The organism is Arthrobacter sp. NicSoilC5, assembly GCF_019977395.1.
In the GTDB taxonomy this organism is placed as follows: domain Bacteria; phylum Actinomycetota; class Actinomycetes; order Actinomycetales; family Micrococcaceae; genus Arthrobacter.
This window is the reverse complement of sequence record NZ_AP024660.1, coordinates 1,790,984-1,805,225: the sequence shown is the minus strand read 5'-3', so window position 1 is coordinate 1,805,225 and position 14,242 is coordinate 1,790,984. Positions and strand designations below refer to the sequence as shown.

General features: G+C 67.0%; 12 protein-coding genes. 9 read left to right on the top strand and 3 right to left on the bottom strand.

What is annotated here, in order from left to right; genetic code table 11:
* Positions 1–9 precede the first annotated feature (9 nt).
* On the bottom strand, positions 10–1,032 hold the full coding sequence (gene rarD, locus LDO22_RS08460) for an EamA family transporter RarD (RefSeq protein ID WP_159631206.1): 1,023 nt from the start codon (positions 1,030–1,032) through the stop codon (positions 10–12).
* A gap of 103 nt (positions 1,033–1,135) precedes the next feature.
* On the opposite strand from rarD, the gene LDO22_RS08455 reads away from it, so the two are divergent.
* From LDO22_RS08455 to LDO22_RS08415, 9 genes are all read left to right on the top strand, one after another.
* Positions 1,136–2,131, top strand: coding sequence for a DNA topoisomerase IB (locus LDO22_RS08455; RefSeq protein ID WP_224027199.1), 996 nt, complete (start codon positions 1,136–1,138; stop codon positions 2,129–2,131).
* 75 nt (positions 2,132–2,206) lie between these two features.
* The gene (locus tag LDO22_RS08450; RefSeq protein ID WP_224026731.1) at positions 2,207–3,637 is read left to right on the top strand and encodes an FAD-dependent oxidoreductase; all 1,431 of its coding nucleotides are present in this window, start codon (positions 2,207–2,209) and stop codon (positions 3,635–3,637) included.
* Positions 3,638–3,677: 40 nt separating this feature from the next.
* Positions 3,678–4,283 carry a TetR/AcrR family transcriptional regulator gene (locus tag LDO22_RS08445; protein WP_224026730.1) on the top strand — a complete coding sequence of 202 codons (606 nt, stop codon included), beginning with the start codon at positions 3,678–3,680 and terminating at the stop codon, positions 4,281–4,283.
* The gene (locus tag LDO22_RS08440; protein ID WP_224026729.1) at positions 4,283–5,557 is read left to right on the top strand and encodes a nucleotide disphospho-sugar-binding domain-containing protein; all 1,275 of its coding nucleotides are present in this window, start codon (positions 4,283–4,285) and stop codon (positions 5,555–5,557) included. The genes LDO22_RS08445 and LDO22_RS08440 overlap by 1 nt, the downstream gene beginning before the upstream one ends.
* Positions 5,558–5,638: 81 nt before the next feature.
* Complete coding sequence (locus tag LDO22_RS08435; RefSeq protein ID WP_224026728.1) at positions 5,639–6,982, top strand: helix-turn-helix domain-containing protein; 1,344 nt, start codon at positions 5,639–5,641, stop codon at positions 6,980–6,982.
* A gap of 136 nt (positions 6,983–7,118) precedes the next feature.
* On the top strand, positions 7,119–8,642 hold the full coding sequence (locus LDO22_RS08430) for an aldehyde dehydrogenase family protein (protein ID WP_224026727.1): 1,524 nt from the start codon (positions 7,119–7,121) through the stop codon (positions 8,640–8,642).
* A 41-nt stretch (positions 8,643–8,683) separates the two neighbouring features.
* Positions 8,684–9,706: an alcohol dehydrogenase AdhP gene (adhP, locus tag LDO22_RS08425; RefSeq protein WP_224026726.1), complete on the top strand. Its 1,023-nt coding sequence runs from the start codon at positions 8,684–8,686 to the stop codon at positions 9,704–9,706.
* Positions 9,706–10,113 (top strand): DUF779 domain-containing protein, encoded by a 408-nt coding sequence (locus tag LDO22_RS08420; protein WP_159631220.1) that lies wholly within the window; start codon positions 9,706–9,708, stop codon positions 10,111–10,113. The genes adhP and LDO22_RS08420 overlap by 1 nt, the downstream gene beginning before the upstream one ends.
* 174 nt (positions 10,114–10,287) lie before the next feature.
* Positions 10,288–11,850 carry an amino acid permease gene (locus LDO22_RS08415; RefSeq protein ID WP_224026725.1) on the top strand — a complete coding sequence of 521 codons (1,563 nt, stop codon included), beginning with the start codon at positions 10,288–10,290 and terminating at the stop codon, positions 11,848–11,850.
* 117 nt (positions 11,851–11,967) lie between these two features.
* On the opposite strand, the gene LDO22_RS08410 is transcribed toward LDO22_RS08415, so the two are convergent.
* Positions 11,968–12,603 carry a DUF2461 domain-containing protein gene (locus LDO22_RS08410; RefSeq protein ID WP_224026724.1) on the bottom strand — a complete coding sequence of 212 codons (636 nt, stop codon included), beginning with the start codon at positions 12,601–12,603 and terminating at the stop codon, positions 11,968–11,970.
* A 138-nt stretch (positions 12,604–12,741) separates the two neighbouring features.
* Positions 12,742–14,238: a catalase gene (locus tag LDO22_RS08405; protein WP_224026723.1), complete on the bottom strand. Its 1,497-nt coding sequence runs from the start codon at positions 14,236–14,238 to the stop codon at positions 12,742–12,744.
* Positions 14,239–14,242: the final 4 nt, after the last annotated feature.

Here is a 14,242-nt window from a genome sequence, read left to right as displayed (position 1 = left end):
GGCCCGGGCTCAGGCGCCTTGGCGGACCGCTGCCCTGCGGGCGAGCGAGTTCCTGCGCGCCGTCCGGAGCATGTCCAGGGTCAGCAGCAGCAGGGCCAGCCACACCACCCCGAAACCGATCCAGCGCTCAACGGTCATGGCCTCCCGGAAAACCAGCAGCGCCACCAGGAACTGCAGGACGGGGGCGAAGTACTGGAGCAGTCCGATGGTGGTCATGGGCAGCCGCCGTGCGGACGCACCGAAGAAAAGCAGCGGGACGGCGGTGATCACGCCCGATGCCAGCAGCAGCCAGAAGTGTCCCGCTCCCTGGGAGGTCAACGTGGAGCTGCCGCCTGCGGCCAGGACCACCATGGCCACGGCGGCCAACGGGGCCAGCACCATGGTCTCCACGCTGAGGCTGGTGATGGCGTCCACCCTCGATCCCACCCGGTTCTTGACGAAGCCGTACAGGCCGAAGCTGAACGCCAGGGTCAGGGCAATCCATGGCAGCTTCCCGTAGGAGTAGGTGAGCACGCCCACCGCCACGAAGCCGACGCCGACGGCGGCCCACTGGAGCGGCCGCAGCCTTTCCTTCAGGACCAGCACACCCAGCAGCACAGAGACGAGCGGGTTGATGAAGTAGCCCAGGGACGTTTCCACGGCCTGCCCCGTGGTGACGCCGTACGTGTAGGTCAGCCAGTTGATGGCGATCAGGAACGCCGCCAGCGCCAGGGAACCAAAGACCCGGCGGTCCTTCAGCGCCACCGCGAGCACGCCCCACGCCCTGGTCACCGTGATCAGGAGAGCACAGAACAGCAGTGACCACACCACCCGGTTGGCCACGATTTCGACGGCGCCCGCCGGCATCAGGATGAAGAAGTACAGGGGGAGCAGCCCCCACAAAACGTACGCGCCGATGCCGAACAGCATGCCTGCCGTCGAGTCCTTGGCGACGGGCCGGGGGCCCTCCGGCGCAGGCGGCGCGGGTGCTGCGGTGGTGGCAACAGCGGGCGTGGCTGGGGAGGTTCCTTCTGGCGTGGGCACGAAGTCCATAACAGCATCCGGTGGGCAGGTATTCCAGCAGGCAGGCGGTATTCCGGAAAATAATCAGTAGGCTTGCTTTCATGACATGTACGCCTTTCCCGGAACCCACCCCATGAGGCTCCGGCGCAGCAACGCCTCGGGCCGCGGCTACCGCAGGGTGGCCGCCGGCAAGGGCTTCAGTTACCGGGACCTGGACGGCTCCACCCTGCCGCCTGGCCCCATCCGAAACCGCCTGGAAAGCATCGGCATCCCGCCGGCCTGGACCGACGTCTGGATCGCCCCGTTCGATAACGGCCACATCCAGGCCACCGGCGTGGATGCCGTGGGCCGCCGCCAGTACATCTACCATCCGGAGTGGCGCGAGCGGAAGGACCGGGTGAAGTTTGACCGGTCCCTCCAGCTTGCCGAATCGCTGCCCGCAGCCCGGCGGCTGGTCACCATGGACCTGCGCAGCGAGGGCTTCACCCGCGACCGCGTCCTGGCGGGGGCGTTCCGGATGCTGGACAGCGGATCCCTGCGGGTGGGCTCGGAGAGGTACACCAACGAGAACGGAAGCCGTGGGCTGGCCACGCTGCTGTGCGCCCACGTCCAGGTGCGCAAGGACCGGATCTCCCTGCGCTTCCCGGCGAAGAGCGGCAAGGACTGGGAATCGGAAATCCGCGACGCCGACCTCGCCGCCCTCCTGCGCCTGCTCAAGCGGAGGGGGCCGAACGCCCGGCTGTTGGCGTACAAGGAGGGCAGGTCCTGGCGTCCGGTCACCAGTGCGGATATCAACGCCTACGTGAAGGAGCGGACCGGCTCAGACTTCACCGCCAAGGACTTCCGGACCCTGCGCGGGACCGTGGCAGCTGCGGAAAGCCTGGCGCGGACCGGAGTCCAGCGGACGGCGGCCAAGCGGAAGCGGGCCATCAGCCGCGCCATGTACGACGCGGCGGAGACGCTGGGAAACACGCCCTCCATTGCGCGCAAGAGCTACGTGGACCCGCGGGTGGTGGACCACTACCATGACGGCGAAACCATCGATCCGAAACGGCTGGACTCGGCGGAAGCTGAGCTCAGGGCGCTGTTGTACCGCGAGGGCAAGGTAGTGGCCCTGGCCGCCAACTAGAATGGGGGACTGTGCGCTGCACCATGCGGCGCACCCTCATGAAACATGAGCAGGACCAGTTCAGAAGGGTTCCCGGTGTCCAATCACAGCGAAACCGCCGCCAACCGTCCCCTCCGCGTCGCCATTATCGGCGCGGGACCGGCAGGAGTCTATGCTGCGGACATCCTCACCAAGTCCAGCGGGGTCAAGGACGGCGACTTCCAGGTCAGCATCGACCTCTTCGAGGCCTACCCGGCACCCTACGGCCTGATCAGGTACGGCGTGGCCCCGGACCATCCCCGGATCAAGGGCATCGTCAACGCCCTGCACAAGGTCCTGGACCGGGGCGACATCCGGTTCCTGGGCAACGTCACCTACGGCCGGGACCTCACGCTGCACGATTTCCGGGCCTTCTACGACGCCGTGATCTTCTCCACGGGCGCCATCAAGGACGCTGACCTGGACATTCCGGGCATCAATCTGCGCGGCTCCTTCGGCGGTGCCGACTTTGTGTCCTGGTATGACGGCCACCCGGACGTGCCCCGCGAGTGGCCGCTGGAGGCAAAGGAAATCGCGGTCATCGGCAACGGCAACGTGGCCCTGGACGTGGCCCGCATGCTGGTCAAGCACCCCGAGGAACTGCTCACCACCGAGATCCCGGACAACGTCTACGCCGGCCTGAAGGCGTCCCCGGTGACGGATGTCCACGTCTTCGGCCGCCGCGGCCCCGCCCAGGTCAAGTTCACCCCGCTGGAACTGCGGGAACTGAGCCACATGGACGACGTCGACATCGTCCTCTACCCCGAGGATTTTGAATTCGACGACGCCTCGGACGAGGCAATCCGCACCAACAACCAGGTCAAGACCATGGTGAACACCCTCACCAACTGGCTGGTGGAGGAGCATGCGGAGTCGGAGAACCCCTCGTCCCGCAGGCTGCACCTGCACTTCCTGCACAGCCCCGTTGAAGTGCTCGACGACGGCACGGGCAAGGTGGGCGGCATCAAGTTCGAGCGCATGCAGCTGGACGGGACCGGCAACGCCAAGGGCACCGGGGAGTACGTTGAATACCCTGTCCAGGCTGTCTACCGGGCCATCGGCTACCACGGCTCCGCGCTGGACGAACTGGAGTACGACGCCAAGCGGGGCGTCATCCCGAACGAAGGCGGCCGGGTCCTCGACGCCGACGGCAACCCCGTTCCGGGCATCTACACCACGGGCTGGATCAAGCGCGGACCTGTGGGCCTGATCGGCCACACCAAGGGCGATGCGCTGGAGACCATCGGCTTCCTGCTGGAGGACCGGCTCACCCTCCCGGCGGCCAGGAACCCGGATCCCCAGGCCATCATCGACCTGCTGGAAGAGCGCGGCATCGAATACACCACCTGGGAAGGGTGGAACAAGCTCGACGCCCACGAGGCGGGACTGGGTGCCGCCTGGACCGGACCTGAGGGCCTGGACCACGTGGTCCGCGAGCGCATCAAGGTGGTGCCGCGCGAGGAGATGATCCGCATTTCCCGCGGCTGACCCCTACCCCTGGCGGAGTATTCGAGTTAGTCTCATTAACATGAATATGGCCGGGGCCGGAACCCGTCCCTACAGCTCCCCAAAACGGGCCACCTCCGCGCAGGAAACCGGGCGGCGGATCCTGCAGGCCACCGAAGACCTGTTCATGGAGGGGCCGCTCGCCGACGTCACCCTGGGCGCGGTGGCTGCCCGCGCCGGCGTCACCGTCCAGACCATCATCCGCAGGTTCGGGGACCGCGCCGGCCTCATCGACGCCAGCGCCAAGGCGGCCACGGCCCGGGTGGACAACCAGCGCAGCGCCGTTCCTCCCGGCGACGTGCCCGCCGCCGTCGACAACCTCCTGGAACACTACGAAACCACCGGCGCGCTGGCCCTGAAGCTGCTCGCCGAGGAACAAACCTCCCCCGTCCTGGCGGAAATCACCGGGGGAGCGCGCCGCCTGCACCGCGAATGGTGCCGCCGCGTTTTCGCCCCCTTCCTCGACCCCCTGAAGGGCAGCCCCGACCACGACCGCCGGCTGGCCCAGTTCGTCGCCCTCTGCGACGTCTACACCTGGAAGCTCCTGCGCCTGGACGCCGGGCTCAGCCGCGGCCAGGTGGCCCGCTCCCTGCTCGAAATGCTGGAAACCTTCACGCGGAGGCCCTGATGTCCACCGTCCTTGCCTACACCTCGCCCGCCATCGGACACCTCTTCCCCATGGTTCCGCTGCTCGAGGAACTCAAGGCCCGAGGCCATGATGTCCACATCCGCACCCTGCCACGGCAGGTTCCCCAGCTCACGGAGTCAGGGTTCCACGCCGGGCCGGTGGACGGCAGAATTCTTGCGATCGAGGCCACGGACTACCGCGCCACAAACGCCAAGGCTGCCCTGGCCTCCAGTGTTGAGACCTTCGCGGCCCGTGCCCGGTTCGATGCCCCGGACCTGCAACGGGCCATTGCCGGGATCAGGCCGGACCTGCTGCTGATCGACATCAACGCCTGGGGTGCCCGAATATTTGCAGAACACTCGGGGCTGCCGTGGGCAACCTTCAGCCCCTACACCCCGCCGCTGCCGTCAAGGGGTACGCCCCCGTTCGGGCCGGGACTGGCTCCTTTGCCGGGGCCGCTCGGCATGGCCCGGGATGCGGTGGTGCGGCGCCTGGTGATTGGCGCCGTCGAAAAGCTGATGCTGCCCCGGATCAACGCCCTGCGGGACGACATCTCCGGCGGCATGCTTCCCCCGGTCACCGGCGCCGACTCCATGTTCCGCACCGCCCCGCTGATGCTGGTGGCCACCGCCGGGCCGTTCGAATATCCGCACCCGGACTGGGCTCCGGATGTGCGCATGATCGGCGCCCTGGACTGGGAGCCGCCGGCCGAAAATCCTACCTGGCTCGGGGAGGCCACCGCCCCGGTCGTCCTGGTGACCACGTCCTCCGAGTACCAGGCCGATGACGCCATTGTCCGGACCGCCCTGGCAGCCCTGGCCGGGGAGCCCTATACCGTCGTCGCCACGTTGCCTGCTGCCCAGGCCGGCTCTGCGGGTGCCGCCAGGGCGTCCGGCCTGGACCGCTTCCAGCCCGTTCCGTCCAATGCCCGGCTGGAACATTTCGTGCCGCACGGCCCTGTCCTCGACCGCGCCGCCGTTGCCATCACCCATGGCGGCATGGGGGCAACGCAGAAGGCCCTCTCAAAGGGAGTGCCCGTGGTGGTGGTCCCGTTCGGCCGCGACCAGCACGAGGTAGCCGCAAGGGTAGTGGCGGCCGACGCCGGCGTGCGGCTCAGCCGGAAGCGCCTCACTCCGGAGCGGCTCCGGGAAGCCGTCCACCAGGCCCTGGGCAAGGCGCCGGGGGCGCGACGGGTGGCGGAGGGCTACGCGGCCGCCGGGGGAGCAGCGGCGGGCGCGGACGCCCTGGAAGAGCTGGTCCGGGCAGGCCGGTGACAGAGGGTTGTTGTCCAGCTATGCTGACTTGGCCACCCTCCAGCCCTGCACAGCCGGACAAGACTCCGGAACGGGAGTTCGATGACGAACCTGCTCCACCCTGAACCGCGCCAGCGTGCCGCGCTGGCCGGCCACGAGCGCCTGGGCTCGGACCCCGGCAACCTCACCCCCGAGATCCCCGGGCTGCGCAACCTCATCAAGGAGTCCTGGCAGCGGTCGGCAAGCTTCAAGGCCAACCCGGACAACGCGGCCGCGCCGCTGGCTTTCGACTGGGAGCAGCTGGAGGACTACCGGCGGCAGCATCCCCTGGCCGCGATCATGCCGGTCATCAACAAACTCCTGGTCCAGCCCAGCCATGACAGCGGGCTCCTGGTTGCGGTGGGTGACGAGGTGGGCAGGCTGCTGTGGGTGGATGGCGACCCTACCCTCCAACGCCGGGCCGAAGGCATGATGTTCGTCCCCGGCGCCGACTGGTCCGAGGCCAGCGTCGGCACCAGCGCTCCGGGCACCGCCCTTGCCCTGGGCAGGGGCATCCAGATCGCCGGCGCCGAGCACTACCAGCGGGCAGTCCACCCCTGGAGCTGCACCGCCGTCCCCTTCCATGACCCCGACTCAGCTGCCGTGCTCGGCGTCGTGGACATCACCGGGACGGCCACCGCGGTGGCGCCTCACACGCTGTCGCTGGTGGAGGCCACCGTTGCTGCCGCCCAGGCGCAGCTGCGGGTGGAGCGCCTGCAGCTTGCGGCGGAGCTCGCCAGGAAACCTGTACGACGACGGTCCCCGGCCGCAGCCGCCAGGCAAGGGCAGGGCGGCGTCGAAGGCAGCCTCTACCGGAACAGCCTGCAGTTGCTGGGCCGCGACCAGGCCTTGCTGAGCCTGGGCGGCAGGACCGTTTCCCTGTCCGCGCGGCACAGCGAGATCCTGGCCCTGCTGAGCGCGCATCCGGAAGGGCTCAGCGCCGAGGAACTGGGCTTGCTGTTGTACCCGGGGGAGGGCTCCACCATCACGCTCCGGGCCGAGATGGTCCGGCTGCGCAAGGTCATTCAGCAGCTGAGTCCCGACGCTGTCCCCGGCTCCCGCCCGTACCGGCTCCCGCTGGATCTGGTGCCGGATACCGGCCAGGTGCTCAGCTGCCTGCAGCGCGGTGCGCACCGCATCGCCCTCGAGATCTACCGGGGTGAGGTGCTTCCGCGCTCGGAAGCGCCAGGCATTCTCGACCTCAGGAGCAGGGTGTCCTCCCTGCTCCGGGAAGCGGTCCTCACGGACGGCAGCGCCGAGTCCCTGCTCAAGTACGCTGCGCTCCCGGAGGCAAGGGACGACGTCGTCATCCGCCGCGCCGCGCTCCGCCTCCTGCCGCCGCGCTCACCCAAGCGGGCCGCCGTCGTCGCCGACCTGGAACGGCTGGAAGCCGAACTCCGCGCCTGAAACCCGGCCCCGCCGGCGCCCGTTGTGACCTGCGTCGCATCGTTGCAACCTTGCTGCAACCTCCCCGCTCCTACGCTGGCTTCATCGGCGAGCGCCCCTATGGGCCAGCCTTCTGCACAGCAAAGGAGCCAAGCACATGACCGTTTACGCGCAGCCGGGAACCGAAGGTTCGAAGGTCACCTTCAAGGACCGCTACGAGAACTGGATTGGCGGCGAATGGGTGGCCCCGGTGAAGGGCCAGTACTTCGAGAACATCACCCCGGTGACGGGCAAGGCGTTCTGCCAGGTGGCCCGAGGCACCGCCGAGGACATCGAGCTCGCCCTGGACGCGGCACACAAGGCCGCACCCTCCTGGGGCAAGACCTCCGTGGCGGAACGCGCCGCCATCCTGAACAAGATCGCCGACCGCATCGATGAGAACCTCGAGATGCTCGCCGTGGCCGAAACCTGGGACAACGGCAAGCCCGTGCGGGAAACCCTCAACGCCGACCTGCCGCTGGCCTCGGACCACTTCCGCTACTTCGCCTCCGCGGTCCGCGCCCAGGAGGGCAGCCTGTCCCAGCTCGATGACAACACCACCGCCTACCACTTTCACGAACCGCTCGGCGTGGTGGGCCAGATCATTCCCTGGAACTTCCCCATCCTGATGGCCGTCTGGAAGCTTGCCCCCGCGCTCGCTGCCGGCAACACCGTGGTGCTCAAGCCCGCCGAGCAGACGCCGTCATCCATCCTGGTGCTGATGGAACTCATCGGGGACCTGCTGCCCGCCGGCGTGATCAACGTGGTCAACGGCTTCGGCGTCGAGGCCGGCAAGCCGCTGGCCTCCAGCTCCCGGATCCGGAAGGTCGCCTTCACCGGTGAAACCACGACGGGCCGGCTCATCAGCCAGTACGCCAGCCAGAACCTCATCCCCGTCACCCTGGAACTGGGCGGCAAGAGCCCCAACATCTTCTTCAACGACGTTGCCCAGGAAAACGACGCCTTCTACGACAAGGCCCAGGAGGGCTTTGCCCTGTTCGCCTTCAACCAGGGCGAAGTCTGCACCTGCCCCTCGCGTGCCCTCGTGCAGGAGGACATCTACGAGTCCTTCATGGCCGACGCCGTGGCCCGGGTGGAGAAGATGATCCAGGGCAACCCGCTGGATACCGAAACTCAGGTTGGTGCGCAGGCCTCCAACGACCAGCTGGAGAAGATCCTGTCCTACATCGACATCGGAAAGCAGGAAGGCGCCAAGGTGCTCACCGGCGGAGCCCGTGCCGAACTCCCGGGCGACCTCGCCGGCGGCTTCTACGTCCAGCCAACCGTGTTCGAGGGCCACAACCGGATGCGGATCTTCCAGGAGGAGATCTTCGGCCCCGTGGTGGCGGTGACCCGGTTCAGTGACTACAACGACGCCATGGGCATCGCCAACGACACCCTGTACGGCCTGGGCGCCGGCGTCTGGTCCCGCAACGGCAATGTGGCCTACCGCGCCGGCCGCGAGATCCAGGCCGGACGCGTCTGGGTGAACAACTACCACGCCTACCCGGCAGGCGCCGCCTTCGGCGGCTACAAGTCCTCAGGCATCGGGCGCGAGAACCACGCCATGATGCTGGACCACTACCAGCAGACCAAGAACCTCCTGGTCAGCTACGACGAAAACAAGCTGGGCTTCTTCTAAGCCTAGGCCCGCACCACTACAACGACGCAAGGATTTCGCCAATGACGACGACAATGCAAGCAGCAGTAGTAACCGAATTCGGCGCCGACCTGTCGGTCAAGGACATCGCCGTTCCCACGCCGGGGCCGGGACAGGCCTTGGTCAAGGTCCTGACCACGGGCGTCTGCCACACCGACCTCCATGCAGCGGAAGGCGACTGGCCGGTCAAGCCCTCGCCTCCGTTCGTTCCCGGCCATGAAGGCGTGGGCGAGGTGGTTGCCCTCGGCGACGGAGTTTCCGACCTCGCCGTCGGTGACCTGGTGGGCAACGCATGGCTGTGGTCAGCCTGCGGCGACTGCCAGTACTGCCGTACGGGGTGGGAAACACTGTGCGAGGCGCAGCAGAATGGCGGGTACAGCGTGGACGGCTCCTTCGGGGAGTACATGCTGGTGGACTCCCGGTTCGCGGCGCGCATACCGGCGGGATCCGACCCCGTCGAGGTGGCGCCGGTGCTTTGCGCCGGCGTCACCGTCTACAAGGGGCTGAAGATGACCGAGACCCGGCCGGGCCAGTGGGTCACCATTTCCGGCATCGGCGGCCTGGGGCACATCGCGGTCCAGTACGCCGTGGCCATGGGACTCCGGGTTGCGGCCGTGGACATCGCCGACGACAAGCTGGCCCTGGCCAAGGCCCACGGCGCTGAACTCACGGTCAACGCCCTGCATGAGGACCCGGTGGAAGTAATCCAGCGGGAGACAGGAGGCTGCCATGGAGTCCTGGTCACTGCGGTGCACCCGTCAGCGTTCGGACAGGCCATTGGGATGGCCCGCCGCGGCGGCACCATCGTGTTCAACGGACTGCCGCCGGGGGATTTCCCGGCGCCGATCTTCGAGATTGTGCTCAAGGGACTGACTGTGCGCGGCTCGATCGTCGGCACCCGGCAGGACATGGAGGAAGCCCTTGACTTCTATGCCCGCGGGAAGATCCACCCCACGGTGTCCGTGCGGGAGCTGTCGGAGGTCAATGCCGTGCTCGATGAGATGAAGCACGCCAAGATCGACGGCCGCGTGGTGCTGAGGTTCTGATGCCGGCTGAAGGGCTCGCTGCCGCCGTGACGCTGCCCGGGGAAGATTTCTCCCGGGTCGCGCTCACGCCGGCTGCCGTGGATCTGCTCCGGATGCTTTGGGACAAGCATGGCCCGCTCATGTTCCACCAGTCCGGCGGCTGCTGCGACGGGTCCTCGCCCATGTGCTATCCGGCCGGGGACTTCATCACGGGGGACGCGGATGTCCTGCTGGGGCTGTTCGACCTTTCGGACGGTCTGCAGCCCCTGCCGCTGGAGTTTTGGATGTCCCGGGAGCAGTTCAACTACTGGAGCCACACCCATCTGACCATCGACGTCGTACCGGGAAGAGGGAGCGGCTTTTCCGTTGAAGCGCCTGAAGGTAAACGCTTCCTGATCCGGTCAACGCTGATGGACTGGCCGTCCTAGGAAGTTCGACCAAATGCCACTCGGGGCTCTCCATTCGGAGGGCCCCGAGTGCATTGGCGGAAGAATATTCGGCATCGGGACCGTCTCACTATTCGGGACGATTGGGACCGTCCAGTGGATGGACAGTATCGTTGATAGGTCTGTTTCCCTCACAAACCAGGATTGTGACCCCCAATGAACCTTCTGCGGACAAAATCCATCGAGCAGTCGATTGCCGACGCCGATGAGCCCGGACGCAAGCTCAAGCGTTCCCTCAGCACCTGGGACCTCATGATTATGGGCGTCGCCGTTGCTGTCGGCGCCGGCATCTTCTCGGTCGGCGCAAAGGCCGCCGCCAACTTTGCAGGTCCCGCCGTTACGCTGTCCTTCGCGATTGCGGCCGTCACGTGCGCGCTGGCCATCATGTGCTACGCCGAGTTCGCCACGGCCATTCCCGTAGCGGGATCCGCTTACGTCTTCACGTACGCCACCATGGGTGAGCTCCTTGCCTGGATCATCGGCTGGAACCTGATCCTGGAACTGTTCACCGCCGCCGCCGTGATCGCCAAGTACTGGGGCATCTACCTCAGCAAGGTGTTCGCCCTCACCGGCCTGGACATCCCGCCGGCCATCCCGCTGGGGGGCGTGGACCTCTACTGGGGCGCATTCCTGATCGTGGCCATCTTTACCGTGCTGCTGGTGCTGGGCACCAAGCTCTCCGCCCGTGTAGGCAACGTCTTCACCCTGATCAAGATCGCGGTGGTGCTGTTCGTGATCGTGGTGGGCTTCACCTACGTGAAGTTCGAGAACTACACCCCCTTCGTTCCGGCAGCTGAGCCCACGGGCGGCACCGGCGCTGCGGACGTCCTGAAGCAGTCCTTCTTTGGCTTCCTGACCGGAGCTGCGCCTGCCCAGTACGGCACCATGGGCATCTTCGCCGGTGCCGCCCTGGTGTTCTTCGCCTTCATCGGCTTCGACGTGGTGGCCACCTCCGCAGAGGAAGTGAAGAACCCGCAGAAGACGCTGCCCCGCGGCATCTTCGGCGGCCTGGCCCTGGTCACGCTGCTCTACATCCTCGTGTCCCTGGCCCTGACCGGCATGGTGTCCTACACCCAGCTTGCCGAAGCCAAGAGCCCCACCCTCACCACGGCCTTCGAGGCAGTGGGAGACACCTCCGCGGCCAAGGTCATCGCCTTCGGTTCCCTGGTGGGCCTGACCACCGTGATCATGGTGCTCCTCATGGGCCTGTCCCGCGTGGTGCTGGCCATGAGCCGCGACGGCCTGCTGCCCCGGGCGCTGTCCAAGACCAGCGACAAGCGGTCCACTCCCGTGCGCCTCCAGGTCATCTGCGGTGCCGCGGTGGCGCTGGTTGCAGGCCTCACCAACGTGGATCTGCTCGAGGAAATGATCAACATCGGTACGCTGTCCGCGTTCGTGGTGGTCAGCCTGGGCATCCTGGTGCTCCGCAAGAAGCGCCCGGACCTGAAGCCGGCCTTCCGGGTTCCGTTCGGCAAGGTGCTGCCCATCGTCTCTGCGGTGCTGTGCCTCTACCTGATGACCAACCTCGCTGTGGAGACCTGGATCTTCTTCGCCTTCTGGCTGGTGCTGGGCCTGGCCATCTACTTCGCCTACGGCCAGCGCCACTCGCGGCTCAATGAGCGTTTCGCCGAGGCCAACGCGAGCGTCAATGGCGCGTCCGGCGCGGCTCCCCGGAAAGCCGCGGAGCCTGAAGACGAGGACGAACTGAGCCGGACCTGACGGCCCGCAACCCCCGCTGTTGACCTGCCCGCCCGGCCTGCGCCGGGCGGGCAGCCGCGTTTCCGGGCGGTCCGCATTTCCGGCTGCCGCACAGCCCGGTTCAGCGCTCCCGGCCGGTCACGGCGCCGCGTACCGTCCCACCCATTCCACGAGCGGCCGCAGCTGCCGCCAGCGTTCCGCGATCTGCTCCTTCGCGGCCGGTGTGGACACCCACTCCGGCTGGCCCACCTCGACACCCGCGGACAGCGATTTGTGCTTGAGCAGTTCGGCGCGGGGATGGTCCTTGTCGAAACCCCGCGGGACGGTTTTCAGCTTCTCACCCTCGATGGCAAAACCGGCCCCGGCCACGGCATCCACAATGTCCTGCAGGGCTGCGCCGCTGGCGGAAGCGTCAGCGGCCGCGCGGAACCGGGCCAGCTGCGCGGGAGTGTGGGAGTGGTAGCCGCCGCCGATCAACAGCCCGTCTGCGTTGATTTGAAGGTAGAAACCCACGCCTTCCTGGCGTGCGGCGAAGGCTCCCTGGGCGGTCTTGTACGGTGATTTGTCCAGCGAGAATCGGATGTCCCGGTTGGGGCGGAAGAGCTTGGCAGGTCCGAACTCGGGCTCCAGCTCGGAGAGCAGGAGGGTGAGGGGCTCCTTGACTGATTCGTCGTACGTGGCTTTGTGTTCCAGCCACCAGTCGCGGTTGTTGTTGTCCTCCAGCTGCGCGTAGAAGCGGAAGGCTTCCGGGGGAATGCCTGCGAAAGTGTTCATCTACGGAGCCTAGGGCCGCCGTCCCCAACCGGCCAGATCCCCGGCGCCGTATGTGCACAACCGGAGCCGGACAGCAGAACACCCCGCCACGGAAGACCGTGACGGGGTGTTCTTTAATTCAGCCGGCAGGAGGCCTGACTAGCCGATCTTGTTGGCGGACTCAGCGTCCGAAGCCGGAGCCGACGGGGCGGCACCGGCGCCGAGGTTGGCGCGGAGCTTGGCGCCCAGCTCGGCGTCGACGTTGGTCCAGTACTGGATGGCACGTTCCTTGATGTCGGAGCGCTTCACGCCGCCCACAGCACCGGTGATGGTCTCCAGGAAACGGGCCTTTTCACCTTCGTTGTAGACCTCGCGGTACAGCGCGCCGGCCTGAACGAAGTCGCCATCCTCGGCGTGGAGGGAGTGCGCGGCGAGGGTCAGCTCGCCGTCGTTCTCCCAGCCGCCGGCCGGGTTCTGCGGCTCAACGGCAGCCGGGCCGCCAAAGGTATTCGGCGCATAGACCGGAACGGAGGGGGCGTTGAAGAGGAAACGTCCCTGGCCGTCCTGGCTGTAGTTGTTGACCTGGTTCTTGGGCTGGTTCACCGGGATCTGGGCGTGGTTGGTGCCCACGCGGTAGCGGTGTGCGTCCGCGTAGGAGAAGATGCGGGCCTGCAGCATCTTGTCCGGGGAAGCGGCGATGCCGGGCACGAAGTTCGACGGCGCGAAGGTGGCCTGCTCGATCTGCGCGAAGTAGTTCTCCGGGTTCTTGTTCAGCTCCATGGTGCCCACCTTGATCAGCGGGTAGTCCGCGTGCGGCCACACCTTGGTGAGGTCGAACGGGTTGAAGCGGTAGGTCTTGGCATCCTCGTACGGCATGACCTGCACGTGCAGGTCCCAGGACGGGAAGTTGCCGGCTTCGATGTTCTCGGACAGGTCGCGGATGTAGAAGTCCGCGTCGGAGCCGGCAAGCTGTTCGGCCTGCTCGGAGGTCATGGAGTTCACGCCCTGGTTGGACTTGAAGTGGTACTTGACCCAGAAACGCTCGCCCTCGGCGTTGATCCACTGGTAGGTGTGCGAGCCGTAGCCCTGCATCTCGCGCCAGGAGGCGGGCAGGCCGCGGTCGCCCATCAGCCAGGTGACCTGGTGGGCGGACTCGGGGGACAGGGTCCAGAAGTCCCACTGCATGTCGGCGTCGCGCAGGTGCGTGCCGGGCAGGCGCTTCTGGGAGTGGATGAAGTCCGGGAACTTGATGCCGTCGCGGATGAAGAAGACGGGGGTGTTGTTGCCCACGAGGTCGTAGTTGCCCTCGGTGGTGTAGAACTTCACGGCGAAACCGCGGGGGTCGCGCCAGGTGTCCGGGGAGCCGTTCTCGCCGGCCACGGAGGAGAAGCGGATCAGCATCTCGGTCTCGACGCCAGGCTGCAGGAACGCTGCCTTGGTGTACTTGGAGATGTCCTCGGTGGCCTTGAACGTACCGAATGCGCCGCCGCCCTTGGCGTGCACTACGCGCTCCGGAACCCGCTCACGGTTGAACTGGGCGAGCTTCTCCACCAGGTAGTGGTCAGTCAGGATGATAGCACCATCGGCACCAACTGACTTCGAGTGTGCGTCGGACGTAACCGGTGCACCTGACTGGGTTGTGGAAACGGCAGTCATTGTT